The following is a 25,403-nucleotide window of genomic DNA, read 5'->3' as shown; positions in this document are numbered from 1 at the left end:
CCTCGACACCCGAACCCGGACGACTGGCCCCGTTTCATCTGTGCGACACTTGGGGACTACCTGCCGGGGAATTGACGCGACCCGGAAGGCCCACGAGGAGGTCCGCGATGACGCAATGGTTCAACGAGCTGTGGTTCCTGACGCTGGAGGCCGCCCCCTGGCTGCTGCTGGGGTTGGTGATCGCCGCGCTGATCAAGGCGTTCTCCGACCAGCTGGCGATCGCCAAGTACCTGTCGGGCGAGTCGACCGGCGCGATCACTCGCGCGGCATTCATCGGCGCACCGCTGCCGCTGTGTTCCTGCGGGGTGGTGCCGGCGGTGCTGGGCCTCAAGGATGCCGGGGCCGGACGCGGGCCGTCGATGGCCTTCCTGGTCGCCACGCCGGAGACCGGGCCGGATTCGATCAGTGTCAGCTACGGCATGCTGGGACCGGTCTATGCCATTGCCCGCCCGATCGCGGCGATCCTCGGCGCGATCGTCACCGGCGTGGTCAGCGGTCGACTGGCCGGGCCCGCGCCGGACCACGCGGCCACGACAAGCCCCTCGGCGGCCGTCGATGGCTGCTGTAGCGAGGAACGGGACAGCGGCTGCTGTGGCGGGGAGACGAACCCGACAGCGGCCAGCTGCTGCGACTCGACCCCATCGATCACCGGCCACTGCGACAGCGACGAGGCGGCATCCGGTGCATCCTGCTGCGGCAATGGCGAGGCGACCTCGAGAACGGACCAGCCGAGTGCCCGCGACCGCCTGTCCGGCGGCTTTGCCTACGCCTTCGGCCAGGTGCTGATCGACATCGTGCCGTGGATGGTCTTCGGCCTGGCCGTGGCCGCCACGGCGGTGGTGCTGATCCCGGACGGCTTTTTCGACAACGCCTGGGGCCTGGTGGGCAGCTACCTCCTGATGGCGGTGATCGGCATCCCGATGTACGTCTGCGCGACCGCCTCGACGCCGATCGCCGCCGGGCTCCTGGTCGCGGGCATGTCGCCGGGCGCGGCCCTGGTGTTCCTGCTTGCCGGGCCGGCCACCAACATCGGCACGCTCGGCATCCTGAGAAAGCACTTCGGCAACCGCCTGATCACGCTGTACCTGGTGACCGTGATCGCCTGCGCGCTGGTCGCCGGGATTGCGCTGGACCTGCTGTGGCGGGCGTTCGACTGGAGCCTGCCGAGCGGGGCGGCCGCCGGCCACGCCATGGAAGCGAACGCGATCGGCATCGCGTCGCTGGCGGTACTGACCGCCGTCACCATTCATGCCTACTGGCGCCGGCGGCGGGCCCGGAGCGCACCGAGCCAGGGATCGGGCCAAGCGTCAGGGGAGGAAGCCTGTGGTTGTGCATCAGAGCGGGATGGATCTCGGTGACCAAGAGCGAGTCACGCTCGCCCTGATCAGCGACACGCACGGCACGCTGGAACGCGTCCTGCTGCCGTGGCTGGCCGAGGTGGACGTGATCGTCCATGCCGGCGACCTGCTCGATCCCGGTGAACTGCGCCAGCTGGCCCCGAAAAGCGGCCACCTGGTGGTCGTGCGCGGCAACAACGACACCCCGGGCCAGTGGCCGGAAGGCACCGAGGCACTGCTCGACACCCTGCCCGAGCAGGCCTACCTCGACCTGCCGGGCGGGCGGCTGGTGGTCGAGCACGGCCATCGCGTCAATCCCGCCCGCACCCGCCACGAGCGGCTGCGACGCCGTCACCCGGAGGCGCGCGCGATCGTCTATGGCCACACCCACCGGCGCGTGATCGACACCGACGAGACACCCTGGGTGCTCAACCCGGGCGCCGCCGGCCGGCAGCGCGCCTTCGGCGGGATCGGCTTCCTGCGCCTGACGGCCACCGTCGACGAGTGGCAGGTGGAGGCGGTAACCCTCCCCAAGCGCGGCCGGGACACGTAGACTCTTCCGGGAATCGTCACTGAGGGACTCAAGGATTCATGGCGAACGTGCTGGGCGTGGGGATAGCCACGCTGGACATCATCAACGAGCTCGATCACTACCCGGCCGAGGACAGCGAGCAGCGCGCCGTTGCCCAGCGCGTGGAGCTCGGCGGCAATGTCGCCAACAGCCTGCGGGTGCTGCGCCAGTTCGGTCACCCGGTCGAGTTCGCCGGCGTGCTGGCGGAAGACGCCGACGGGCGACGCATCGCCGACCTGATGGATCGCTACGGCATCGAGACCCGCCACGCACGGCGGGTGGAGGGCCACGCGCCCACCTCCTACATCACGGTCAACCGCGCCACCGGCAGCCGCACCATCGTCCACTGGCGCGACCTGCCGGAATTCGACCTGGGCGCGTTCATGGCCCTCGACCCGAGCGAGTACGACTGGCTGCATTTCGAGGCACGCGCCTGCGACGAGACGGCCGCCATGCTGGCCCTGTCGCGCGCGCGGGTCACCGACCAGCCCATCTCGCTGGAGGTGGAGAAGGACCGGCCGGACCTCGACCAGCTCTGGTCCTTTCCCGACGTCATCTTCTTCTCCAGGGCCTTCGCCCACGGCCGCGGCTTCGAGGAGCCGGCGGCCTTCCTGCGCGAGGCCCGTGGCTGGGCGCCGCAGGCCATTCTGGTGCTCGGTTGGGGCAGCGGCGGGGCCTGGCTGTCGCGTCCCGACGAGACCGAGCCCGCTCATGTTCCGGCCCGACCGGTCGATACGGTCATTGACAGCATCGCCGCCGGCGACACCCTGATCGCCGGGTTCATCCACGCCCGCGCGCGCGGGATGGGTTCACTGGAATCGCTGGAATTCGCCGTGCGACTGGCCGAACGCAAGCTCATGCAGGCCGGGCTGGCAGGGCTGGGTCCGAACGATCCGGCCGACGATCCGGACCTCCTGTGCCGGCTGGAGGACCTCGAGCCGATCGACGCCATCGGCGTGTGGCCGCAGGGCCGCGCGTCGGGCGGGCCGGCGCCGCTGATCGTGGTGCGCCACGGCGAGCGGGTCTGTGCCTGGCGCAACGTCTGTCCGCACAACGGCTCGCCACTGTCGCGGGAGCGGCACGATTTTCTCGAGACGCGCCAGGGCGAACGGCAACTGCGCTGCAACGTGCACCAGGCCTTTTTCCAGCTCGACGACGGGCTGTGCACCGCCGGCCCCTGCGAGGGACAGCGGCTCGAAGCGGTCGCCCTGGAACGGGTCGACAACCGGATCTACCTGGCCGATCGGGCGCCTCATGGCAACGCGCCCCCGGCGACCCATCGCGAGGGGAGCGTCCAACGATGACCGTGGCTAGGGAAAATGTGCACGAATGCCTTACCGCTCGGCGCGCCTTGATCACGAACGGCTCGCCAAGCCAGGGTGGCATGGCATGCGTGCAGGGTTTCCCCGAGAGATGATGGATCGCCGACACGATATCTCGCATTGGCTCGAGGCCTTGCCCGATCCGCTGGTCGGACGCGACGCCGATGGCCGGCTGCACCTGATCAATCGGGCGGCGCGCTCCATGCCGGCGAGCAGCAAGCTCGAGGGCATGCTCGACGACCGCGAGGGCGACGCCGGCCCGCGGCTGATCAGTCACCCGCCCAGCGACAGCGACGAGCACCGGGTGTATCGCCACCTGCATCTCGGCTCGCATCCCGATCCCAAGGCCACCCCGCGCGAGCTGCACCTGCTCCAGGACGTGACCAGCGTGAAGCGCGCCGAGTCGGCGCTGGCCGAGACCGAGCGCCTGGTTCGGCTGATGATCGACGCCAGCCCCGACGTGATCATGGTCAAGGATGGCAAGGGGCGCTGGCTCCTGGCCAACCAGGCCACCCTCGACCTGTTCCGCCTCGAGGGCCTGCCCTGGTGGGGCCGTGACGACGACGCACTCGCGGAACTGACCGAACCGTGCTTCCGCGACACCTTCTACCATTGTCAGCAATCGGACCAGCGTGCCTGGGCGGCGGGCGAGATCCACCGCGAGACCGAGGTGGTGACCTCGCCGGAGGGCGACGAAGAGGTGTTCGAGACCATCAAGCAACCGGTCTTCGACGCCGACGGCAAGCGCCACGCGATCATCGTGATCGCGCGCAACATCACCGCCCAGCTGCGCGCGCAGGCCGAGTACGAAGACCTGGCCATCCACGACGAACTCACCCACCTCTACAACCGTCGCTTCTTCCAGATCGAGGCGCAGCGGCGGCTGGACGAGCTGGGTCGGGAGAACCGCCACGCAGCAGTGGCGGTGCTGGACCTCGACCGGTTCCGCACCATCAACGACTGCCATGGCCACGAGGAGGGCGACCGCGTGATCCGCCAGGTGGCCGACCGGCTGCGGGAACTGGGCGCGCGTGAAGACTGGCTGGTGGCCCGCCTGTCCGGCGACGAGTTCGCCATCCTCGCCGGCGACGTTGAGCCGGAGGACGGCCCCGAGGTACTGGGTGAGGCCCTGCGCGAGCTGATGCGCCGCTCATTCGAGCTCGAGAGCACCAATCTGATCATGACCGCCAGCACCGGCATCGCCTTCTGGCCCACGCACAGTCGCCACGTCGCCCAGCTGCTCACTCAAGCCGACGCGGCACTGTTCGAGGCGAAGAAGAACGAGCGCGAACCGGTGGCGGTATTCAGCCCGCAACTCTCCGAACGGCAGATCTGGCGCTCGGAGATGCTGGGCGCCCTGCGCGACAGCCTGGAGCACGAGCGTTTTCACCTGGTCTACCAGATCCAGCAGGACGCGCTGGGCCTGGCCGTGACCGGCGTCGAGGCCCTGCTGCGCTGGGATGCCCCCGACCCGGAGCTGCAATGCGGCCCGCAGGACTTCATCCCCTTCCTCGAACAGTCCGGGCTGATCGTCGAAGTCGGCGGCTGGGTGATGACCGAGGCGGCCTGCCAGGCCGCCGAGTGGGGCCGAGAGACCGGCGAGGCGATCACCGTCTCGGTCAACGTCTCCAGCGTTCAGCTGCACGCCCCCTGTTTTGCCGACCGGGTCGCACGCGCCCTGGATATCTCCGGCCTGCCCCCCGAGCGACTGGAACTGGAACTCACCGAGACCGCGCTGGTCCATGATCCAGAACAGGCGGCCACCATGCTGGATGCCGTGCGCGAGCTCGGGGTCCACCTGGCACTGGACGATTTCGGCACCGGCTACTCGTCGCTAAGCTATCTCAAGCGATTCTCGTTCGACCGGCTGAAGATCGACCAGGGCTTCGTGCGCGACATCCTCGGCGACCGCAACGACCTGGAGATCGTCCGGGCAATCATCGCGATGGGCAATGCCCTGTCGCTGGAGATCATCGCCGAGGGGGTGGAGACCACCGAGCAGCGCGATCTGCTGGACTCGCTGGGCTGCCACTCCTTCCAGGGCTACCTGATCGGCCGACCGACCCCGGCCGATGCCATCCGCCCGCTGCTGGGCGTACGGCTGCTGTAATCCGACCACTCATCTGCCACGGGACCTGACTTTCGATGACCACACGCGCGCAATGGATCGAGGACACCCTCCGAGCGGAGCTTGCCCCGAGCCATCTCGAGATCACCGACGAGTCGGCGCAGCACGCCGGCGACCGCATCGAAAGCCACTTCCGGGTGGTAGTGGTCAGTGATCGCTTCGACGGCCTGCCGCTGATCCGTCGCCACCGGCTGGCGCAGGACCCGCTCAAGCCCGCCTTCGAGCAGGGCCTGCACGCCCTCGCGCTGCATACCTACAGCCCAGCCGAATGGGCTGCCCGCCAGGATGCCCCCGCCTCGCCGGCCTGCCAGGGCGGAGGCCACTGACCCGGGCAACGCCACGGCGTGGAATGGACGCCCGTTGCGGGCTCGAGCGTATCCCGACGAGAACCCTATTAAACGGGTCGGATACGTTTACAACGATGGATCGACCGACTAGGCTCCCCGCCAAATGTCGTCACGCCCATGCCCCGAGTCGGGGCATTTTCGTGTCTGAAGCACGACGTTGACGACCTGATCGCATCCGTTCCAATCCATCAGGAGTTTCCCCATGAAGACCCGTCACCTGCTGTTGGCCGCGCCGCTGGCCTGCGCCCCGCTCGCAATGCCGGCGGCCATGGCCGCCGACGGCGAGACCGACAACGGCTGGACCGGCTCGGCCGAACTCGGCGCATCGATGACCACCGGCAACACCGAGTCCTCCACCATCAACGGCAAGTTCAAGCTGGGCTACGTGACCGGCCCGTGGACGCACCGCCTGCGCCTCGAGACCCTGCAGTCCAGCGAGGACGGCGAGGACACGGCCAACCGGACGCTGGGCGAGTTCGAGAGCAACTACGCGCTGAGCGAACGCGACTACCTGTTCGGCGTACTGCGCGGCACCCACGACGAGTTCTCCGGCTACAAGTACCAATCCAGTGTCGCCGCCGGTTATGGCCGCAAGCTGTGGATCTCGGACCGGGGTTCCTGGGACGCCGAGATCGGTCCGGGTCTGCGCATCGCCGAGACCGAGGACGGTGAGCGCGACACCAATGCCATCGCGCGCCTGTCGAGCGGCTTCGAGTACCGCATTTCCGACTATGCCAAGTTCAACCAGGACGTCACCGTGCTCGCCGGCCAGGACAACACCGAGATCGAATCGGTCACCGGCCTGTCCACCTCGCTCACCGAGACGCTGGCGATGAAGCTCTCCTACACCGTCCAGCACAACACCGACGTGCCGGCGGGCACCGAGAAGACGGACACCTACACCTCGGTGAACCTGGTCTACAACTTCGACTGAGCGCGCATCCGCCGCGCGGATTGCCCGCGCGTCGCCATGCAAAAGGCCCGGTGGCGATGCCAACCGGGCCTTTTCTCGTTTCGACTATCGAAGAGGATCAGCCAGGCAGGACCATCACCCCGTCGATTTCCACCTCGGCGCCCTTCGGCAGGGCGCGTACACCCAGCGCCGCACGCGCCGGGAACGGCTCGGAAAGGTACTCCTTCATGATGCCGTTGACGGTCTCGAAGTGGGACAGGTCCGGCAGGTAGATCTGCAGCTTGACCACATCGGCAAGCTCACCGCCGGCGGCGCGGCAGACGGCGGTGAGGTTGTCGAACACGCGCCGGGTTTGCGCCTCGATGCCGCCCTCGACCAGGGTCATGCTCGCCGGGTCGAGCGCGATCTGCCCGGAGAGATAGACGGTGTCGCCCACGCGCACGGCCTGCGAGTAGGGGCCGATGGCGGCCGGGGCGTCGTCGGTGTGGATGATTTCGCGTTGGCTCATGGTCTCTCCGTGAAGGGTCAGTGGCGCGAGACGCGCACCACGTCACGCAGTTGCTTGATCGCACGCATCACCCGGGCCAGGTGGATCCGGTCGGTGACGCGCACGGTGATGTCGATGATGGTGAGGTTCACGTCGCGGTCGTCGAAGCGCACGTCGTCGATGTCCGAACCGGCGTCGGACACCGCCGCGGCAATCCGGGCAAGCCCCCCGCGGACATTGTTCGCCTGGATGCTGATCTGCGACTGGTACTCGCCGGTGGGCTCCGCCTCCCACTCGACCGCGAGCCAGCGTTCCGGGTGCTCGCCGGCATCGCTGGCATTCGAGCAGCCCTGGCGGTGGACCACGATGCCGCGACCGGTGGACAGGAACCCGACCACCGCGTCGCCGGGCACCGGGTGGCAGCAGCCGGCAAAGCTGACCACCAGTCCCTCGGTACCGCTGATGATCACCGGCGCCTGCTTGCCGCCACCCTCGCGCAGGATCTCGTCGGGGTCGAGCTTGCCGGCCTCGGCCTTGAGCAGGCGGACCACCAGCGGGGCCATGCGGTTGCCCAGGCCGATCTCGCGCAACAGGTCGTTGAAGCTTTCCTGGTGATACTCGCGCAGGATCTTGTCGATACGCGCCTCGTCGAGCTCCTCGATGTCGCAACCCTCGGCCACCATGGCCTTGGCCAGCAGGCGATGACCCAGACGAATCGCCTCGGCGTCCTGCAGGTGCTTGAGGTAGGCGCGGATGTTCGCCCGGGCACGCGCGGTGACCACGAACGACAGCCAGCTGGGGTTGGGCACCGCCCCCGGGGCGGTGATCACCTCGACGGTCTGGCCGGATTCCAGTGGCGTGGACAGCGGCGCGAACCGCCGGTCGATCTTGCAGGCCACGCAGGTGTTGCCCACGTCGGTGTGGATAGCGTAGGCGAAGTCCACCGCCGTGGCCCGACGCGGCAGCTCGATGATCTCGCCCATGGGCGTGAAAACGTAGACCTCGTCGGGGAACAGGTCGACCTTGACCGACTCGAGGAATTCCTGCGGATTGCCGGCCTTCTGCTGGATCTCGAGCAGGTCGCGCAGCCATTCGCGCGCCCGGGTCTGGGTGACCGAGCCGTGGTCGCCCTGCGCCTTGTACAGCCAGTGCGCGGCGATGCCCGATTCGGCGAACTGGTGCATCTCGTGGGTGCGGATCTGCACCTCGAGCGGGATGCCGTGCGGGCCGAACAGGATGGTGTGCAGCGACTGGTAGCCGTTGGCCTTGGGGATGGCGATGTAGTCCTTGAAACGCCCGGGCAGCGGCTTGTAGAGGTTGTGCACGATGCCCAACGCCCGGTAGCAGTCGTCGACCGAATCGACCAGCACGCGCACCGCGAACACGTCGAACACCTCCTTGAACGAGAGGTGCTTGGACTGCATCTTGCGGTAGATCGAGTAGGGACGTTTCTCGCGCGCCAGGGTGTCGGCGGTCAGCCGTTCGTGGGCGAAGCGCTGCTCGAAGCGTTCCTGGATACCGGCGACGATCTCCTTGCGGTTGCCCCGCGCCCGGCGCACCGCCTCGCTCAGGATGCGGTGACGCAGCGGGTGCAGCGAGGCAAAGCCCAGGTCCTCGAGCTCGTGACGGATGGCATTGAGGCCGAGCCGGTTGGCGATCGGCGTGTAGATGTCGAGGGTCTCGCGCGCGATGCGGCGACGCTTGTCCGGGCGCATGACGCCCAGGGTGCGCATGTTGTGCAGGCGGTCGGCGAGCTTGATCAGGATGACACGCACATCCTCGACCATCGCCATCATCATCTTGCGGAAGTTGGCCGCCTGCGCCTCGGCCTTGGACTTGAAGCGGATCTGGGCGAGCTTGGAGACGCCGTCGACCAGGTGCGCGACCTCCTCGCCGAACTCGGCCACGATCTGGTCGTGGACGATGTCGGTGTCCTCGACGACGTCGTGCAGGATGGCCGCGACCAGGGTGGCCTCGTCCATGCGCAGGTCGGCGAGGATGTGCGCCACCGCGATCGGGTGGCTGATGTAGGGCTCCCCGCTCTTGCGGGTCTGGCCGGCGTGGGCCTGGGCGCCGAATTCGAAGGCGGTGCGGATGCGGGCGATGTCCGCCGCATCCAGGTACTCGGCGAGGTGCTGGGCGAGCGGGGCGAAGAAGACGTCGGTCAGATGCGACTCGGCCGTCGCGGCAACGACCGGCGTCCCTGTCTGCCCGCTCTCCATGGGTGCCTCAGCCCGGCCCGTGGGCTCAGGCCTCGTCGCTGGTCGCCGGCGTGGCCGGGCGGGCCGGTTCAGCGCTCTCGTCGGCGAACTGGGCCAGCTCGGCGCGGATTTCCTGCTCGGTGATCTCGGAACGCGACAGGGTGATCTGCTTCTCGATCTCGTCGATCCGCGCGCGGTCGATCTTGCCCTCGCCCAGCTCGCGCAGGGCGATGACGGTGGGCTTTTCCTTGCCCATCGGCACCAGCGGCTCGGCGCCGTGCTCGATCTGGCGGGCTCGCTTGGCAGCGGTCAGCACCAGCTCGAAACGGTTGGGGATCTTGTCCAGGCAGTCTTCTACGGTTACGCGTGCCATCGGTGTCTTAGCCTCGGTATACAGGTTGGACGGCCCGATCATCCGGGGGACGATCGGGCCGCGTCTCGATTCGGTGTCTCTTCAAGCGAACGGATCGGGAGAAAAGACGTTTTGGGGCACTAGTTTACGGTCAGTCGACCTCGCCCAGCAAATCGGCGATCAGTTCGGGGTGCCGTTCGCGCTGCCGGTCGGTCTCCAGCCCGGCGGCGGTGAACAGGGCGTCGAGCTCGTCGAGCGCCTGTTCGAAGGCATCGTTGATCACCAGGTAGTCGTACCAGTGGCACTCGCTCATCTCGCGCCGGGCCTCGGCCAGGCGGCGGGCGATCACCTCGTCGTCGTCCGAGGCGCGGTTGCGCAGGCGCTTTTCCAGCTCGGCGCTGCTCGGCGGCAGGATGAAGATGAAGATCGCCTCGGGGAACAGCTTCTTGACCTGGGCCGCGCCCTGCCAGTCGATCTCGAGGATCAGGTCGCGGCCGCGCTCGAGCTCCTCGCTGATTGCCGCCTTGCTGGTGCCGTAGTAGTTGTCGAACACCTTGGCGTGCTCGACGAAGGCCTCCTGGGCCAGCATCACCTCGAACTGCGAGATGTCGACGAAGTGATAGTGCTCGCCGTTGACCTCACCGTCCCGCCGCGGACGGGTGGTGTGCGAGACCGACAGCGCGAGCTCCGGCCGACGTTCACGCAGGGCCTTGATCAGGCTGGTCTTGCCCGCCCCGGAGGGCGCCGAAATCACGAATAGCTGTCCACGCGGCGTTGCCGTCATCGTCTCTCCATCTTCCTGCGTTCGGGTTTTACGCGCCGTCGGTCTCAGCGAGTCACGCGGGTGGTGCCGTCACGCGCCTCGATCACTCGCACGCGCTCGCCGGGCTGGAAGGATACATCGGCAGCCTGCACGATGCTGACCGTCCGGCCGTTGTCCAGCCGCACGGTGATCTCGTAGCCCGGCTGGCGGGTGATGCCTTCCTCGGCGGCCGAACCGGCCACGCCACCCAGCAGCGCGCCACCCACGGTCGCCAGCGCGCGGCCACTGCCACCGCCGACCTGGTTGCCGAGGATACCGCCGGCGATGGCGCCCGCACCGGTGCCGACCGGGGTCTTGGTGCCCTCGATCTGCACCGTGCGGATGCTGTCGACCGTGCCGTAGTAGACGGTCTGCATCTGGCGGGCCGAATCGCGCGAGTAGGCACCACTCGAGAGGCTGCTGGCGCAGCCGGACAGGAAGGCCAGGCCGACCACGGCCAGGACCAGGGTCATCCAGTGTTTCATGTGGAACCTCCGTGCGCGTTGACGAGTTACTGGAAAAGTATAAGTCAGATGCCACGCGCACCGCAGGGTTCCCCAGGGAAACTCCGCCCGATTCGATGGTGTCTCCGGCTGGCGGGTTTGTTCGCAATCAAGGCGCCGAGCCGAAGGCGGGCTCATTGCCCGGCGAGGGACGGCAACGCCGAGTGCGGGCAAACCCACCGGCCCCTTCGGGCGGGCCGCCAAGGGCACCATCGAATCGTGCCGAGTTTCCCCTTGGCTCAGCGGTAGTCGATGATCAGCGGGGCGTGATCGGAGAACTTCTCCTCGCGATAGACCTGCACGTCGGCCAGCTGCTCGCGCAGGTCGGGGGTGACGATCTGGTAGTCGATCCGCCAGCCGACGTTGTTGTTCCAGGCATTCGCCCGGTTCGACCACCAGGTGTACTCGGCGACGTCGGGCTTGAGGGTCCGGTGGGCATCCACGAAGCCCAGGTCGTCGAACACGCGATCGAGCCAGGCGCGCTCATAGGGCAGAAAACCCGACTTGTTGCGGTTGGCGCGCCAGTTCTTCAGGTCGATCTCGCGGTGGGCAATGTTCCAGTCCCCGCAGAGGATCAGCGAACGCTCCTCGTCCCGAACCCGCTGCAGCATCGGCAGGAAGGCCTCGAGGAAGCGATCCTTGGAGGCCTGGCGGTGGTCGCCGGCCGAGCCGGAGGGCAGGTAGAGCGAGGCGACGGTGAGATCGCCCAGGTCGAAGGCGCAGTAGCGGCCCTCGGCATCGAACTCGGCCAGCCCCATCTCGGTGGTCACCGCCCTGGGCTCGATCCGACTGTAGATGGCCACCCCGCTGTAGCCCTTGCGCTCGGCATCGACGTAGCGGCAGTGGTAGCCCTCGGGCCAGAAGGTCGGGTCCTTTTCCAGCTGCCAGGCCTGGGCCTTGGTCTCCTGGATGCAGACGAGGTCGGCGTCCGCCGTGGCCAGCCAGTCGAAGAACCCCTTGCGCGCGGCGGCGCGGATGCCGTTGGCGTTGAAACTGATTACCCGCATGCGTTCGTCCAAATGGGTGGATTCTAAGGAAGGTCGGCAGGAATGCCCAATGCCCCTGACGGTCGCCAGTGCCCGTCCGCGGACAAAAAAAACCCCGGCCAGCGGGCCGGGGCAGCGGTTCTTCCATGAGGAGCCACTTAGTGGGATTGGTTAGCCCGTTAAAAGTTCCTCCGGTCGAACCGCGGGTATTAGTCGAGGTCGACCGCCAGGAACAGCGGTTGACCCCGGCGCAGCAGCCGGATCGCAACCGGGCGATTCTCCGGTGCCGACGACAGCGCCTCGACCAGATCCTGCTCGCTGCGCATCGGGCGGCGATTGACCTCCAGGAGCACGTCACCCGGCTCGAGCGCCCCGGCGAACGGCGAGTCGCCGGCCACCGATTCGATCTCGATGCCGTAGCGCACGCCGAGGCTGCCGCGATCGTCCTTCTCCAGCGGCATGACGGACAACCCGTACGACGACAGCGCACCGCCGCCGGCCGCCGCACTGGCATCGAGCTCGGCCAGCACCACCTCGAACGCCATCTCCTCGCCGTCGCGGATCACGGTCACCTCGGCCGGTTCGCCCACCGGGGCGGCGCCGACCAGGCGCGGCAGCTGGCCGGAACGCTTGACCGGCTTGCCGTTGAATTCGGTGATGATGTCGCCGGACTCGAGGCCCGCCTCGGCCGCCGGGGTGTCCGGCTGGACCTGCGCGATCAGCGCCCCCTGCGTGTCGTCGAGACCGAACGAGCGCGCCAGTTCGTCGGTGACCGGCTGGATGATCACGCCGAGGTACCCGCGACGCACCTCGCCGGTGTCCTTCAACTGCTCGGCGACGTTCATGGCGACGTTCACGGGGATCGCGAACGAGATACCCATGTAACCGCCCGAGTTGGTGTAGATCTGTGAGTTGACGCCGATCACCTCACCGTCGGCGTTGATCAGCGGACCGCCGGAGTTGCCCGGGTTGACCGGTGCGTCGGTCTGGATGAACGGCACGTAGGTCTCGTTGGGCAGGTCGCGGCCGATGGCCGAGACGATGCCGTGCGTGGCCGAGTGATCCAGGCCGAACGGCGCGCCGATCGCCAGCACCCACTCGCCCACGTCGACGTCGTCGGAATCGCCGATGGTCACGGTGGGCAGATCCTCGGCGTCGATCTTCAACAGGGCGATGTCGGTGCGGCGGTCCTCGCCGATCAGCTCGGCGCGGTACTCCTTCTGGTTGTTCAGGCGCACGCTGATCTCGTCCGCGCCACCGACCACGTGCGCGTTGGTGATGACGTAGCCGTCCTCGCTGATGATGAAGCCCGATCCCAGCGACTGGGCCGGCCGGGAGCGCGGCATCGGCTGCTGCGGCATCTGCTCGAAGAAATCGCGGAACATGTCGCCGAGCGGCCCGGGCGGCAGGTTGGGCATCTGCGGGCGCTGGCCGGAACGGCCCGGCTGCTGACCCTTGGTGACGGTGTTGATATTGACCACGGCCGGCGCGTTGTCCTTCGCCAGCTTGGCGAAATCCGGGTACTGCGCCTGGGCGGGCGACCCCAGCAGCAACAGCGTCGCGGCAACGGCCACGAGAAGCGCCGCGGCGGGGCGGATTGTCACGAATGCCTTCATCGACCAACTCCTATTCCGGTTCGGAATCATGCAAAAGGTAACAGCCAGGCCCCGGGCCAACGCAAAGGGGCCGTCGAGAGGGGCCAAATCGATGAGATAGGGCTGGCCGCATGAAGTTCAATCCCCCCGGAACACCCCATGGAGCTGCCCATCGGTCTCATTCGGGCCGCTGGTCATGCGCCACGATCTCGCGCTCGCCCAGGGCGACGACCAGCGCGGTCATGGCCCGCTCGACCTCTGAGCGCTCGCCCTTGAAGCCCAACTCCAGCAGACGACGCTCGGTCGAGAGCACCGGCAGGCTGAACAGTCGCAGGGTCGGATGGGCGGCGCAGAACGCCTCCATCAGGTCGACCAGCTCGCTCTCCGGGGTGTCCACCAGCCACAGCGATTGCTCCACGTAGCCCGCATCCCCGAGCCCAACGAGCGGGCCGGCGAGGATGTGATCGAGCATGGCGTGCGCCATCTCGGGGAAGCCGGGCAGGAAGAAGTGCCGTTCGAGGGCAAAGCCCGGCACGCGGTTGAACGGGTTGGGCACCAGGTCGGCCCCCTCCGGCAGGTCGGCCATCAGGATGCGCTTGGGGTAGGCCCCCTCGCCGAACTGGGCCTCGATCAGCGCCGCGGCCTCGGGATGGCGTACCAACGGCCGCCCGAAGGCCGTGGCCGCGCAGGCCCGGGTGAGATCGTCGGGGGTCGCGCCGATGCCACCGAAGCAGAACACGGTGGCGCCGTCGGCCCGGCTGCGACGCAGCAGGTCGACGATCGTGACCTCGCGGTCGGGCAGGAACTGGGCCCAGTCGACCACCAACCCGCGCGCAGCCAGCCGTTCGGCGACCGCGGCGAGGTGCCGGTCCTGGCGACGGCCCGAGAGGATCTCGTCGCCGATGACCACCACGCCGATGCCCGAGAGCGGGCCGCTTCGACCCTCGTCAGCCAACACGTTCGCGCCCCACCATCGTGCCGGACACCTTACTGCTTGGCACCGACCTTCAGGGCGTTCTCGCGCACCCGGTCACGCTCGCGCTGGTCCTCGACCGCATCGAACTCGCTGTGCTCGACCCAGCCCTGGGTGTGCTGGCGCACCAGCCGGGCCAGCCCGTCGAGGTGATCGTCGCGGTCGTTGAGCGCCGGGATGTAGTGGTAGGTCTCGCCACCGGCCTCCTCGAAGTACTCGCGGTTCTCGTCGCCGATCTCCTCGATGGTCTCCAGGCAATCGGCGGAGAAGCCCGGGCAGACCACGGCGATGTGCTTGACGCCCTGGCCGGGCAGGGCCTTGAGGGTCTCGTCGGTGTAGGGCTTGAGCCACTCCTCCGGGCCGAAGCGCGACTGGAAGGTGACCATGTAGTCGTCCTCGGACAGGCCCAGACGCTCGGCGACCAGACGCGAGGTGACGTAGCACTGGCAGTGGTACGGATCGCCGTTGAGCAGGTAGCGCTTGGGCTCGCCGTGGTAGCTCATGATCAGCTTGTCGGGTTTGCCGTGCTCGTCGAAATGCTCCTGGATGCTGGCCGCGAGCGCATCGAGGTAGCCCGGGTCGCGGTGGTACTGGTTGATGGTGCGCAGCTCCGGCACCCAGCGCCAGTGCATGAATTCGTCGAAGACCGCGTCCAGCGTCGAGGCGGTGGTCGCGCCGGCGTACTGCGGATAGAGCGGCAGCACGACCACGCGCCGGCAGCCGGCCTCGCGCAATTCGTGCAGGGCCGAGGGCACCGACGGGTTGCCGTAGCGCATCCCGAGCGCCACGGTCACCGGGCCGGCCATCTGTTCGCTCAAGCGCGCCTGCAGTCCCTTCTGCTGCGCTCGCGCAATGGTCAACAGCGGCGAGCCCTCGCCGTGGTGATCCCAGACCGAGCGATAGGCCTCCGCGGATTTCGCCGGGCGGGTGCGCAGCACGATGCCGTGCAGGATCGGCCACCACTTCCACTTGGGCAGCTCGATCACGCGCGGATCGGAGAGGAACTGCGCCAGGTACCGGCGCAGTGCCGGCGCCTCGGGTGCGTCCGGCGTACCGAGGTTCAGCAGCAGCACCCCCAGTCGTTCCGCGCTGCCGTGCTTGTAGTCCGGTTCACCTTGGTAATTCATTCGATGGCCTCAACAATTTTCGACGAGTATCCTACAGTCTGGTCGTGCCCGGTCGACGCCTCGCGAGGCATCGCCGAACCCGAATACCGGGTCATTCTAGGCAAACGAGTCACCTATTGCCGGATCGCGTGCCAGCTCATGCATCCGGGTATCGCCATTACCCTCGGCGACGCATCACTACCAATCATTTCAGGAGCGCTCCCACACCATGGCCGACAGCAACACCCGCCACAGCAAACTGCTCATCCTCGGCTCCGGCCCCGCCGGCTACAGCGCCGCGGTCTACGCCGCCCGAGCCAACCTCGATCCGGTCCTGATCACCGGCATGGAGATGGGCGGCCAGCTGACCACCACCACCGAGGTGGAGAACTGGCCGGGTGACCCGGACGACCTGACCGGCCCGGCCCTGATGGATCGCATGAAGGCGCACGCCGAGAAGTTCGATACCGAGATCATCTTCGATCACATCCACACCACCAAACTCGACGAACGCCCGTTCACGCTCACCGGCGACCAGGGCACCTACACCTGCGATGCCCTGATCATCGCCACCGGCGCCTCGGCCCGCTATCTCGGCATCGAATCCGAGCAGGCCTTCCGCGGCAAGGGCGTGTCCGCCTGCGCGACCTGCGACGGCTTCTTCTACAAGAACCAGACGGTCGCCGTGGTCGGCGGCGGCAACACCGCCGTCGAGGAGGCGCTGTACCTGTCCAACATCGCCGCCAAGGTGCACGTGGTGCATCGCCGCGACCGCTTCCGGGCCGAGGACATCCTGATCGATCGCCTGATGAAGAAGGCCGAGGACGGCAACGTCGAGATCCACTGGAATCACGAGGTCGACGAGGTGCTCGGCGACCAGATGGGCGTCAACGGCCTGCGCATCAAGGACAAGGCCGGCGAGACCACCGATCTCGAGCTCTCCGGCGTGTTCATCGCCATCGGCCACTCGCCCAACACCGGCATCTTCGAGGGCCAGCTCGACATGCCGGGCGGCTACATCAGCGTCAAGAGCGGCACCAACGGCAACGCCACCGCGACCTCGGTCGACGGGGTGTTCGCCGCCGGTGACGTCATGGACCACGTCTATCGCCAGGCGATCACCTCGGCGGGCACCGGCTGCATGGCCGCCCTGGACGCCAAGGCGTTCCTGGAAAAGCTCGACGACTGATCCGGCACGACTCGCCGCTTCATCCGGCCGGTCCGACGACCGGCCATCACGACCGAAGGAACACCGACATGGATCCAACCATCGCCGCCTACGTGGTGCTGCTGGCACTGGCGCTCGGCCTGACCGGCGCGCTGCGTGCCGAACGGGAACACTGCGGCCGGGGGCTGTTGATCGTGACCACCCTGGCGGGATTCCTGGTGGTCGCGGCCGTCAGCGCGCTCTTGACCTCGCAAAGCGCGCTCGAGCTGGTGCTGTCGACCGTCGCGGTGTTCTTCGCTGCGCAGGCCGCGGCGACCGCCTTCCTGCTGCTGCGCCAGGAAGTGCATGCCGAGCCGGCGGACGAGCCCGACGAGCAGGACCTGCTCGACGAGGCCGACCGTGAACGGCAGTTCGCCCACGAGCGGACCGGCAAGGAGGGGGCGTGATGGGTATCGGACTGATGATCGACAACGCCGGCTGGTTCGCACTCGGCTTGGTGCTGATCACCCTCTCGGCGCTGACCCACCCGGGGCGCCGGCGGGTCTGGATGTGGGCCCTGCCGCTGGCGATCCTGATCGTGCTCGCCGGTGCGCTCTTCCCGGGCGCAGCGGGTGACCTGCCCGGCATGGGCTGGAAGGCGTGGCTCGCGATCGCCGCACTCGCCTTCGGCGTGGCCGCCGCGCCGTGGTATCGCGCCAGCCGTGACCAGGACACCCGCCTGATCGACCTGGTGCGCGGCGCGGCGATCGTGCTGATCGGCAGTGGCATCACCATCACCCTGCTGGGCGTGATCGGCTGGGAGCAGACCACCCGCTACGTCGGTGCCTGGGATCTGCGCCTGGCGGCGGTGCTGGGCATCTTCATCGGGGTCTGGACCGGCATTACCGGTCTGATCCACTGGCTACGCCTGAAGGGCACGCTGCGCGCCGGCAACCGGGGCTCGCGCAACCAGCGTCTCGCCCAGTGGGCGGTGCTGGTGATCATCGGCGTGCTGGGCGCGATCGCGGTCGCCTACCCGGCCGTGGCCGTCGCCCCGCTGGTGCTGCTGATCGTGCTGGCGATCGAATGGGCGGCCCTGGCCGCCCTGTCCCAGCCGCACGAGGACCTGCTGCGCATCCAGGCACGCCACGTCGGCCTGGTGGGCGTGGCCATCGTCACGCTCGGCTACGTGCAGAGCAGCCTGTTGCTGCTGGTGATCGGTGGACTGGTGGTGGCCGGCTCGATCCACTTCATCAAGCGCCAGGGCGCCTTCTGCCAGATCTCGCGGCGGACCTTCTACGACGACGAGACCGCGGACGCGACCGCCGACCGCGACGAGGGCGAACCCGCCGCCCACGCCGACCGATAGGGGTGCCCCAGGGCGCAAGGTGATCCGCTTACGGGTCGGCTCAGTCGTGACTGAGATCGTCGAGGGTCAGCTCGAAGGCGTCGACGAAGCGCTCGCGGAAGAAGCCCACCGCCGGCAGGTCGGTCATCTCGTCGAGCTTGCCCTGCAGGAACTCCTCGGCGCGGCGAAACTCCTGGTTGCCGGCCGCGCGCTCCTCGATGCACTTCAAGTAGGCCGACAGCGAGTCGGCGGCCTTGACCAGCCGCAGCACCCCGGGCTCGATACGGGCGCTCTCGATCACCTCGGCGAACGATTCCTGCAATGACTCGGGCAGCAGGCCGATGATCTTGCGCTCGGCGTGCGCCTCGAGGGCCTTGTAGGAATCGCGGATGTCCTCGCGGAAGTACTTCACCGGCGTGGGCAGGTCACCGGTGATGATCTCCGAGGCGTCGTGGTAGAGCGCGACGCTGACCACCCGGCCGACGTCGTTGGCCTCGCCGAACTCCTGGTTGCCGATCACCGCCAGCGCATGGGCGATCATCGCCACCTGCAGACTGTGTTCCTGCACGTTCTCGCTGCGCGTGTTGCGCATCAGCCCCCAGCGATAGATGTACTTCATCCGCGAGAGGTAGGCGAAGAAGTGGCTTTTCTCGGGACTCTGGTCGGAATCGTTCATCGGGCTCCTGGTCAATTTCTGGCAAGTCGGTCGGCAATCGTCACCGGGCCAAGCGGGGCGCCACCGCCCTCAGGCCTGCGTGGTCGGGCGGAAACCCACCTCGCGGAATTCCTCGAACAGGCTGACGGCGAAGCTGTCGGTCATCCCGGAGATCATGTCGGTCAGCAGCTGCGCCTCGCGATAACGGATCGGCATCGGGTTGCCCGGTGACTCGAACACCCGCCGGTAGTTCTCCGAGATGCGCTGATAGAGGTAGCCGGCCAGCGGCGTGGATCGCTGGCTGGCCGGGTCGTCGGGATCATCGCGCCGGGTGATCGCGTACCAGAAGGCGTCCATCAGGCCGTGGATGACCCTCAGGCCGGTCAGCTCGACGCGCAGCACCGACTTGTGCCGGTAGGCGTGCTGCCAGTTGCAGGCCTTGAGCGCGGCCAGCAGACGCCCGCCACGCGAGGCGTCCACGAGCTCCTGTTCGAAGCCCCCCTCGGCCATGGCTGGCAGCGAATCGATGAACACCTCGCCGATCGCCTCCATCAACGCGCCGATCGCGCGGATGCGGAAGGTCTGCATGGAGATGTCGTTGAGCTCGTCCGGCGAAAGGCGCTCCTGGCGGTAGGCCTTGTGCTCGGCGGCCGCCGCGTCGCAGACCGCCGTGACCACCGGGTCGTCGGGCGCCTCGTGGCGCAGGAAGGCGATGGTATCGGAAAACGACAGCAACCCCTTCTTGACCGCGTCCTCGGCATCCAGCACCGAGTAGGCGATGTCGTCGCAGGCCTCCATGATCCAGGTCAGCGGGTGGCGTTGGCCGGGAGCGAGTCCCGTCCCGGCCCAGACCTCGTCCATCAGGGCCCGCTCGGACTGGAAATAGCCGTGCTTCTTGTGGGTGACGCGCGACCGGTCGATCTCGTCGCTGGCCGCAGGGTACTTCACCAGGGCGGCGAGGCTCGCGAGCGTCAGGTTCAGGCCGTAGTCGTCGTTGATCAGCTGGAGCTTGGTCAGCAGGCGCAAGGTCTGGGCGTTGCCCTCGAAGCGCAGGAAGTCCTGCTTCATCGCCGCGCTCAGCGCCGGCTCGGCATCCAGCACCTCGGCACGGTTGATCTCGAACCAGCGTGCGATCGCATCCTCGCCCTGGTGACCGAACGGCGGGTTGCCCAGATCGTGGGCCAGGCCGATGGTGGCCAGCAGGGCGGGGACGTCGCGCAATGCCTCGGGCAAGCCCGCGGCCACGCCGTGGTGGAAGACGAGATCGATGCCCACCGAGCGGGCCAGGTTGGCCACCTCGTGCGAGTGCGTCAGTCGGGTGCGCACGCTGTCGGACCGATCCAGCGGGAAGACCTGCGTCTTGTCCGCCATGCGCCGCACCGGGGTGGAGAACAGCACCCGGTCGTAGTCGCGCTCGATGGCCGTGCGCGTCTGCGCCGGCACCGTCGCCAGGAGATTACCCTGCCCGCTACGGGGTCGGCGGCGGTCGGAATTGAGCCAGCGGCGCCAGTGGCTGTCGAGATCCTGCCTCATCACGCATCCTTGGGAGAGTGGCCTGGGACTAGTCGGAACATGGGCCTGTCGACCCCGGAAATCACCACCGGCTTCTGCTAGCCTCCTTAGGCCGAATCAGAGGCCTGAAAGGCCCGTGAACCCACCAGTGGCGACAGGGAAACGAACGGCCGCTGGCGCAAGCATAACGTACACCCGCCGCAATCCACCCGACGACGGACCGTGCCCCGCGCGATTGTGGCGAGCGACCATCCGCAGCACCGAACAGCGAAGAGGGCACTGCCATGAACACCACGATCGGAGTGATCGGCCTCGGACTGATGGGCACTGCCATGGCCCGACGCCTCGCCCAGTCGGCCTGGGCGGTGACCGGGTATAACCGTCACCCGCGCGAGATCGAGGACATCCCCACCGCCGCCAACCTGGCCGAACTTGCCGATCGTGCCGAAACGCTCTGGCTCATGGTCAGCGACCACAAGGCCTGTCGCGAGGTGATCGACACGCTGGGCGAGGCCGGCGTTCGCGACCACGTGGTGATCAACAGCTCGACCATCGCTCCGTCCGAGTCGGCCGAGATCGCCCGCCGGGTCGAGGCGCTGGGCGGCCAGTACCTCGAGGCCCCGGTGCTCGGTTCCATCCCGCAGGCGCAAAGCGGCACCCTGCAACTGCTGCTCGGCGGCGAGGCCGACCTGGTCGAGCGCCTTGACCCGCTGCTGCGCACGCTGGGCACACCGACCCACTTCGGTGAGATTCGAAGCGGTGCCGGTGCCAAGCTCGCCTTCAACCAGCTGATCGGCTCGCTCACCGCCGCCTTCTCCATGAGCCTCGGGCTGGTGCAGCGCGAAGGCGTCGACGTCGACAAGTTCATGGCCACGCTGCGCGAGTCGGCCCTCTACGCCCCCACCTTCGACAAGAAGCTCGACAACATGCTCGGCCACTCGTTCGAGAAGGCCAATTTCCCGTTGAAGCACCTGCTCAAGGACATCCGCCTGTTCACCCAGAGCGCCGGCGGGCAGGGCATCGACACCCACCTGCTGATCGGGCTGCAGCACGTGCTGGAGGAAGGGATCTACGCCGGCCACGGCAACCACGACTACTCCTCGCTGTTCGAGAGCATCGTGCGCGAGCAGGCCACCACGCACTAAGCCTCCTCGACGGGGGCGCGGCGGCTCAACAAGGGTCGGGGAAGATCTGCACGATTCCATGGCATCTCTGGCTCGCGGGTTTGCCCGCACTCGGCGCAGCCGTCCCTCGACGGGCAATGAGCCCGTCCTCGGTCCGGCGTCTTGATGGCGAACAAGCCGGTAAGCCAGGGGCGTTGGCTAGGCGTGCAGACCTTCCCTAAGAGCGGGTACAATGCGCGGTTTGCGTCCCGCCCGTCGGGGCAGCCGACACCACTTACCGCTGAGATTACCGGGTACCCACCATGAGCCATCATGCCGTCAAGCCGCGCCGCGCCCTGCTGAGCGTTTCCGACAAGACCGGAATCCTGGGGCTGGCCCAGGGCCTGCACGCCGCTGGCGTGGAACTGCTGTCCACCGGTGGCACGGCCCGTCTGTTGCGCGAGAACGACGTGCCGGTGCGCGAGGTCAGTGACGTGACCGGCTTCCCGGAGATCATGGCCGGGCGGGTCAAGACGCTCAATCCGCTGATCCACGGCGGCATTCTCGGCCGTCGCGGCACCGACGACGAAGTGATGGCCACCCACGGCATCACCCCGATCGACCTGGTGGTGGTCAACCTCTACCCGTTCGCCCGCACCGTCGCCGACCCGGACTGCGACCTGCCCACGGCGATCGAGAACATCGACATCGGCGGGCCGGCCATGGTCCGCGCCGCGGCGAAGAACCACAACGACGTGGCGATCGTGGTCAACCCGGCCGACTACGAGGTCGTACTCGGGGAGATCAACGGCGAGGGCATCTCCATGGCCACCCGCCAACGCCTGGCCGGGGCGGCCTTCAGCCACACCGCCCAGTACGACGGCATGATCGCCGACTACCTGGGCCGCCAGTTCGAGGACAGCGCGTTCGCCCCGACCTGGCACCTGCCGCTGAACAAGTCCATGGACCTGCGCTACGGCGAGAACCCGCACCAGAAGGCGGCCTTCTACGTCGAGCCGGACGCCGCGCCGGGCACGCTGGCCCGTGCCCGCATCGTCCAGGGCAAGCCGTTGTCCTTCAACAACCTCGCCGATGCCGACGCGGCACTCGAGTGCGTCAAGCAGTTCGATCGCCCGGCCTGCGTGATCGTCAAGCACGCCAACCCCTGCGGCGTGGCCACCGGCGACGACATCACCACCGCCTACGATCGCGCCTTCGCCACCGACCCGACCTCGGCCTTCGGCGGCATCATCGCCTTCAACCGCCCGCTGGACGCGCACACCGCGCGCAGTATCGTCGAGCGCCAGTTCGTCGAGGTGATCATCGCCCCCGAGATCGGCGCGGATGCCGCCTCCGAGCTGGCCGCCAAGCCCAACGTGCGCGCACTGGCCATCGACGACTGGTCGGTCAAGCCGGCCCCCGGCATGGACTTCAAGCGCATCGGCGGCGGGCTGCTGGTCCAGGACTTCGACCATGGTCTGGTCGGTGCGGAGGATCTGAAGATCGTCACCCGACGCGCGCCGGACGAGGCGGAGATCCAGGATCTGCTGTTCGCCTGGCAGGTGGCCAAGTTCGTCAAGTCGAACGCCATCGTCTACGCCAGCGGCCAGCAGACCATCGGGGTGGGGGCCGGCCAGATGAGCCGCGTCTACTCGGCGCGCATCGCCGGCATCAAGGCGGCCGATGCCGGCCTGCCGGTCGAGGGCTCGGTGATGGCCTCGGATGCCTTCTTCCCGTTCCGTGACGGCATCGACGCCGCCGCCGAGGCGGGCATCAAGGCCGTGATCCAGCCGGGGGGCTCGATGCGCGACCAGGAGGTGATCGACGCGGCCGACGAACACGGCATCGCGATGGTGTTCACCGGCATGCGTCACTTCCGCCACTGAGCGAGCGCCATCCCGGCAACGAAAAAGCCCCTCGATCGAGGGGCTTTTTTCTTGGGCCGGAAACGGCGCCCGAGTCACGCAAACGGATTGAAGCGATCCTCGTCCTTGCGGCGGTGGTGCCGCTTCAAGTCCAACTCCAGCGACTTGAGCACGGTCTGTTCGTCGACCGGCTCGCGCTCGCGGCTATCCAACTCGGCACGCGCCACCTCGATCAGGCGGCGCAGTTCCGTCAGTGAGAGGCGGTGAAGATCGGGCATGGGCTCAACCGGTGGCGTCGATCACGGAATGGAAGTGGTGGCCGCGGCGCACGAACCGATGCGTTCGCACGCTGGGGTCATGGTAGTGCGCGCTGACGGCGAGGGTATCGCCCACCTCGACCAACGCCAGCCCACGGCCGGGCCGTTCGTCCCACGCACCGCAGTCGATCCAGAGGCGGTTGCCGTCACGAACCGGCTGGCCGGTGATGGTGTGCCCGGCGATGACCCAGTCGATCCCGCGCACGCTGCGTTCGGGCCGCTTGCCCTCGAGCACCTCGTGGACCTGAGAGCGTCCCCACAGCAGGGTGTCGAGTTGCGGGTCGGCCTTGGTCGAGGCCCAGTAGGTCATCTTCTTGACCCGCTCGAGACGGGCGATGTTCTGGTCCCAGTCCCACAGGGGCAGTTCGGCGTGCACCACGCCCACCGCGGCCGGCCCGTTACCGACCTGGATCATCAGCGGCATCTGGCTGATCAGGTTCATCACCTCGGTGATCAGGTCGTCCCACTTGTCGTCCTTGAGCTTGTCGTAGGACTCCAGCAGCCAGGCCGAGCCCATCGCCTCGAGGTCGGCGCGCTGGGCCTTGCTCAACTGGCGTTCGGCCAGGGCATCGCGGTGATTGGCAATCACCCGCTCATGGTTGCCAGCCACCGAGAAGAACCAGGGCTCGCCCAGCAGGCGCAGGGTGCCCAGCGAATCCTCGCCGTAGTCGATCAGGTCACCGACGGCGATGACGCGATCCCGTTCCGGGGAAAAGTCGTGCTTGTCGAGGATCTTTTCCAACAGCGGCCGACTGCCGTGCAGATCGCCGACGATGAAATCCCGACCGCGCGGGTTTTTCAAAAGCTGTTTGAATAACGTCATGTAATCTAAGCAACCACGCCTTTGCCACGCCACGCGCGGGTGGGCCGGCGTGGCATGAACGGTTGGATTGGCTCGACGGTCCGTCCGGGACGCAAGTCGGCGGCGAGTCGGGCGACATCGCAACCACGTGGGACGGGGCGGGCGGAAGGCCTGCCGATCGAATAATCGATATGTTCGCTAAAAAATAGCGTCAGGTCAACAGCTTGGCCTGCCGGGCACCCGCATGCGCCGGGCAGGGATACGCGAACGGTTCGGCACCGTTTCCCGCCAAGATTTTCTTGATACCCCATTCGAAAATTAACCGGCGAAGTGGTCCCGAAATGGGCCCCGTTTTCTGCTCCGGCACGTATGCTGACCGGCGGGATGCAATTCATGCCCGTGATAATCAAAAACCGACGAAAAACCGCTCAAGGAGGATTTTCATGAAAACCCGTTCCCTGTTCCCGGCCGCCTGGCTGATGCTGCTCGCCGCGTTTTCCTTCGGCACCGCCGCACAGGCCGCCGACGCCGACAAGATCGAGCAGGTCGGTGGCAACACCCTGGCCAAGGAACACCTGGTCCTGCAGATCACGGAGAGCGACCTGCAGCGCCAGAACCTGGTACTCAACGTCGCCAACAACGTGATGAAGGCGCGCGGTGGCCCCGACCAGATCGACGTCGAGGTGGTCGCCTTCGGTCCCGGCATCAGCATGCTGTTCGCCAACAACCATCACGCCGAGCGCATCCAGTCGCTGGCCGACCAGGGCGTGCGCTTCTCCGCCTGCAAGAACTCGATTGCCGGCGCGACCCGCAAGCTCGGCAAGGAACCGGCGATGAACCCGGCCGCCGAGCCGGTCGAGGCAGGCATCGCCCGCATCCTCGACCTGGTCGACGCCGGTTACGTGCTGGTTCGCCCGTAACGGCAGGACCCCGCAGGCAGGCCGCCCCGGTGCCCTGATCAAGGGCCCGGGGCTTTTTTAATGGAATGGCCTGCTCCCACCCTATTACGCTGTTTGGAGGAACAACCGAAC

At 67.6% G+C, this 25,403-nt stretch carries 25 protein-coding genes; 12 read left to right on the top strand and 13 right to left on the bottom strand.

The genetic code is table 11. The features are described from left to right. Positions 1–107 precede the first annotated feature (107 nt). The 6 genes from LV475_RS05050 to LV475_RS05025 all read left to right on the top strand — a co-directional run bounded on the left by LV475_RS05050 (position 108) and on the right by LV475_RS05025 (position 6,639). The gene (locus LV475_RS05050) at positions 108–1,358 is read left to right on the top strand and encodes an SO_0444 family Cu/Zn efflux transporter (protein ID WP_136867662.1); all 1,251 of its coding nucleotides are present in this window, start codon (positions 108–110) and stop codon (positions 1,356–1,358) included. Beyond that, the gene (locus LV475_RS05045) at positions 1,345–1,890 is read left to right on the top strand and encodes a metallophosphoesterase family protein (protein WP_136867684.1); all 546 of its coding nucleotides are present in this window, start codon (positions 1,345–1,347) and stop codon (positions 1,888–1,890) included. Before LV475_RS05050 ends, LV475_RS05045 begins: the two co-directional genes overlap by 14 nt. A 38-nt stretch (positions 1,891–1,928) precedes the next feature. After that, positions 1,929–3,212 carry a PfkB family carbohydrate kinase gene (locus tag LV475_RS05040; RefSeq protein WP_156227225.1) on the top strand — a complete coding sequence of 428 codons (1,284 nt, stop codon included), beginning with the start codon at positions 1,929–1,931 and terminating at the stop codon, positions 3,210–3,212. A gap of 112 nt (positions 3,213–3,324) precedes the next feature. Then, entirely contained in the window at positions 3,325–5,340 is a 2,016-nt protein-coding gene (locus tag LV475_RS05035) for a putative bifunctional diguanylate cyclase/phosphodiesterase (RefSeq protein ID WP_169303656.1), read from the top strand. 35 nt (positions 5,341–5,375) lie between these two features. After that, positions 5,376–5,684 carry a BolA family protein gene (locus tag LV475_RS05030; RefSeq protein ID WP_136867664.1) on the top strand — a complete coding sequence of 103 codons (309 nt, stop codon included), beginning with the start codon at positions 5,376–5,378 and terminating at the stop codon, positions 5,682–5,684. Positions 5,685–5,907: 223 nt separating this feature from the next. Then, complete coding sequence (locus LV475_RS05025) at positions 5,908–6,639, top strand: DUF481 domain-containing protein (protein WP_136867665.1); 732 nt, start codon at positions 5,908–5,910, stop codon at positions 6,637–6,639. A gap of 97 nt (positions 6,640–6,736) precedes the next feature. Here LV475_RS05025 and LV475_RS05020 read toward each other — a convergent pair whose 3' ends face one another. The 9 genes from LV475_RS05020 to hemH all read right to left on the bottom strand — a co-directional run bounded on the left by LV475_RS05020 (position 6,737) and on the right by hemH (position 15,644). Next, the gene (locus LV475_RS05020) at positions 6,737–7,126 is read right to left on the bottom strand and encodes a RidA family protein (protein WP_136867666.1); all 390 of its coding nucleotides are present in this window, start codon (positions 7,124–7,126) and stop codon (positions 6,737–6,739) included. A 17-nt stretch (positions 7,127–7,143) separates the two neighbouring features. Beyond that, positions 7,144–9,327: a RelA/SpoT family protein gene (locus LV475_RS05015; protein ID WP_136867667.1), complete on the bottom strand. Its 2,184-nt coding sequence runs from the start codon at positions 9,325–9,327 to the stop codon at positions 7,144–7,146. Between the two features lie 25 nt (positions 9,328–9,352). Further along, positions 9,353–9,679 (bottom strand): DNA-directed RNA polymerase subunit omega, encoded by a 327-nt coding sequence (gene rpoZ, locus LV475_RS05010; protein WP_136867668.1) that lies wholly within the window; start codon positions 9,677–9,679, stop codon positions 9,353–9,355. Between the two features lie 130 nt (positions 9,680–9,809). Next, positions 9,810–10,412, bottom strand: coding sequence for a guanylate kinase (gene gmk, locus LV475_RS05005; protein ID WP_347709473.1), 603 nt, complete (start codon positions 10,410–10,412; stop codon positions 9,810–9,812). Between the two features lie 74 nt (positions 10,413–10,486). After that, positions 10,487–10,945: an outer membrane lipoprotein gene (locus LV475_RS05000; RefSeq protein ID WP_136867670.1), complete on the bottom strand. Its 459-nt coding sequence runs from the start codon at positions 10,943–10,945 to the stop codon at positions 10,487–10,489. A 257-nt stretch (positions 10,946–11,202) separates the two neighbouring features. Continuing rightward, entirely contained in the window at positions 11,203–11,970 is a 768-nt protein-coding gene (locus LV475_RS04995; protein ID WP_136867671.1) for an exodeoxyribonuclease III, read from the bottom strand. A 188-nt stretch (positions 11,971–12,158) separates the two neighbouring features. Beyond that, the gene (locus tag LV475_RS04990; RefSeq protein WP_136867672.1) at positions 12,159–13,565 is read right to left on the bottom strand and encodes a DegQ family serine endoprotease; all 1,407 of its coding nucleotides are present in this window, start codon (positions 13,563–13,565) and stop codon (positions 12,159–12,161) included. Positions 13,566–13,722: 157 nt separating this feature from the next. After that, the gene (locus tag LV475_RS04985; RefSeq protein ID WP_231505779.1) at positions 13,723–14,502 is read right to left on the bottom strand and encodes a competence/damage-inducible protein A; all 780 of its coding nucleotides are present in this window, start codon (positions 14,500–14,502) and stop codon (positions 13,723–13,725) included. A gap of 29 nt (positions 14,503–14,531) precedes the next feature. Continuing rightward, positions 14,532–15,644 carry a ferrochelatase gene (hemH, locus tag LV475_RS04980; RefSeq protein WP_136867673.1) on the bottom strand — a complete coding sequence of 371 codons (1,113 nt, stop codon included), beginning with the start codon at positions 15,642–15,644 and terminating at the stop codon, positions 14,532–14,534. Between the two features lie 208 nt (positions 15,645–15,852). Here hemH and trxB point away from each other — a divergent pair, with 208 nt between their 5' ends. The 3 genes from trxB (at position 15,853) to LV475_RS04965 (ending at position 18,139) form a co-directional block, all read left to right on the top strand. Further along, positions 15,853–16,812, top strand: coding sequence for a thioredoxin-disulfide reductase (trxB, locus tag LV475_RS04975; protein ID WP_136867674.1), 960 nt, complete (start codon positions 15,853–15,855; stop codon positions 16,810–16,812). A gap of 68 nt (positions 16,813–16,880) precedes the next feature. Further along, positions 16,881–17,237, top strand: coding sequence for a hypothetical protein (locus LV475_RS04970; protein WP_136867675.1), 357 nt, complete (start codon positions 16,881–16,883; stop codon positions 17,235–17,237). Next, a complete protein-coding gene (locus LV475_RS04965) occupies positions 17,237–18,139 on the top strand; it encodes a hypothetical protein (RefSeq protein ID WP_156227221.1) in 903 nt (300 codons plus the stop codon). The genes LV475_RS04970 and LV475_RS04965 overlap by 1 nt, the downstream gene beginning before the upstream one ends. A gap of 40 nt (positions 18,140–18,179) precedes the next feature. Here the strand turns inward: LV475_RS04965 and yfbR are convergent, their stop codons facing one another. Next, positions 18,180–18,794: a 5'-deoxynucleotidase gene (yfbR, locus tag LV475_RS04960; protein ID WP_156227219.1), complete on the bottom strand. Its 615-nt coding sequence runs from the start codon at positions 18,792–18,794 to the stop codon at positions 18,180–18,182. A gap of 69 nt (positions 18,795–18,863) precedes the next feature. Beyond that, complete coding sequence (gene dgt / locus LV475_RS04955) at positions 18,864–20,306, bottom strand: dGTP triphosphohydrolase (RefSeq protein WP_250105856.1); 1,443 nt, start codon at positions 20,304–20,306, stop codon at positions 18,864–18,866. Positions 20,307–20,569: 263 nt separating this feature from the next. Between dgt and LV475_RS04950 the strand changes: the two genes are divergently transcribed. Both LV475_RS04950 and purH read left to right on the top strand, forming a co-directional pair. Then, entirely contained in the window at positions 20,570–21,430 is an 861-nt protein-coding gene (locus LV475_RS04950; protein ID WP_250105855.1) for an NAD(P)-dependent oxidoreductase, read from the top strand. A 281-nt stretch (positions 21,431–21,711) separates the two neighbouring features. Then, a complete protein-coding gene (gene purH / locus LV475_RS04945) occupies positions 21,712–23,274 on the top strand; it encodes a bifunctional phosphoribosylaminoimidazolecarboxamide formyltransferase/IMP cyclohydrolase (protein ID WP_136867680.1) in 1,563 nt (520 codons plus the stop codon). A gap of 74 nt (positions 23,275–23,348) precedes the next feature. On the opposite strand, the gene LV475_RS04940 is transcribed toward purH, so the two are convergent. Together LV475_RS04940 and LV475_RS04935 are read right to left on the bottom strand one after the other, a co-directional pair. Further along, complete coding sequence (locus LV475_RS04940) at positions 23,349–23,531, bottom strand: hypothetical protein (protein WP_136867681.1); 183 nt, start codon at positions 23,529–23,531, stop codon at positions 23,349–23,351. A gap of 4 nt (positions 23,532–23,535) precedes the next feature. Further along, entirely contained in the window at positions 23,536–24,393 is an 858-nt protein-coding gene (locus tag LV475_RS04935) for a metallophosphoesterase (RefSeq protein ID WP_136867682.1), read from the bottom strand. Positions 24,394–24,815: 422 nt separating this feature from the next. Between LV475_RS04935 and LV475_RS04930 the strand changes: the two genes are divergently transcribed. Beyond that, on the top strand, positions 24,816–25,292 hold the full coding sequence (locus tag LV475_RS04930) for a DsrE family protein (RefSeq protein WP_169303657.1): 477 nt from the start codon (positions 24,816–24,818) through the stop codon (positions 25,290–25,292). The last annotated feature ends 111 nt before the right edge of the window (positions 25,293–25,403 follow it).

Source organism: Guyparkeria hydrothermalis (genome assembly GCF_023555375.1).
Classification (GTDB): Bacteria; Pseudomonadota; Gammaproteobacteria; order Halothiobacillales; family Halothiobacillaceae; genus Guyparkeria; species Guyparkeria hydrothermalis.
This window is presented reverse-complemented; position numbering and strand designations above follow the sequence as displayed.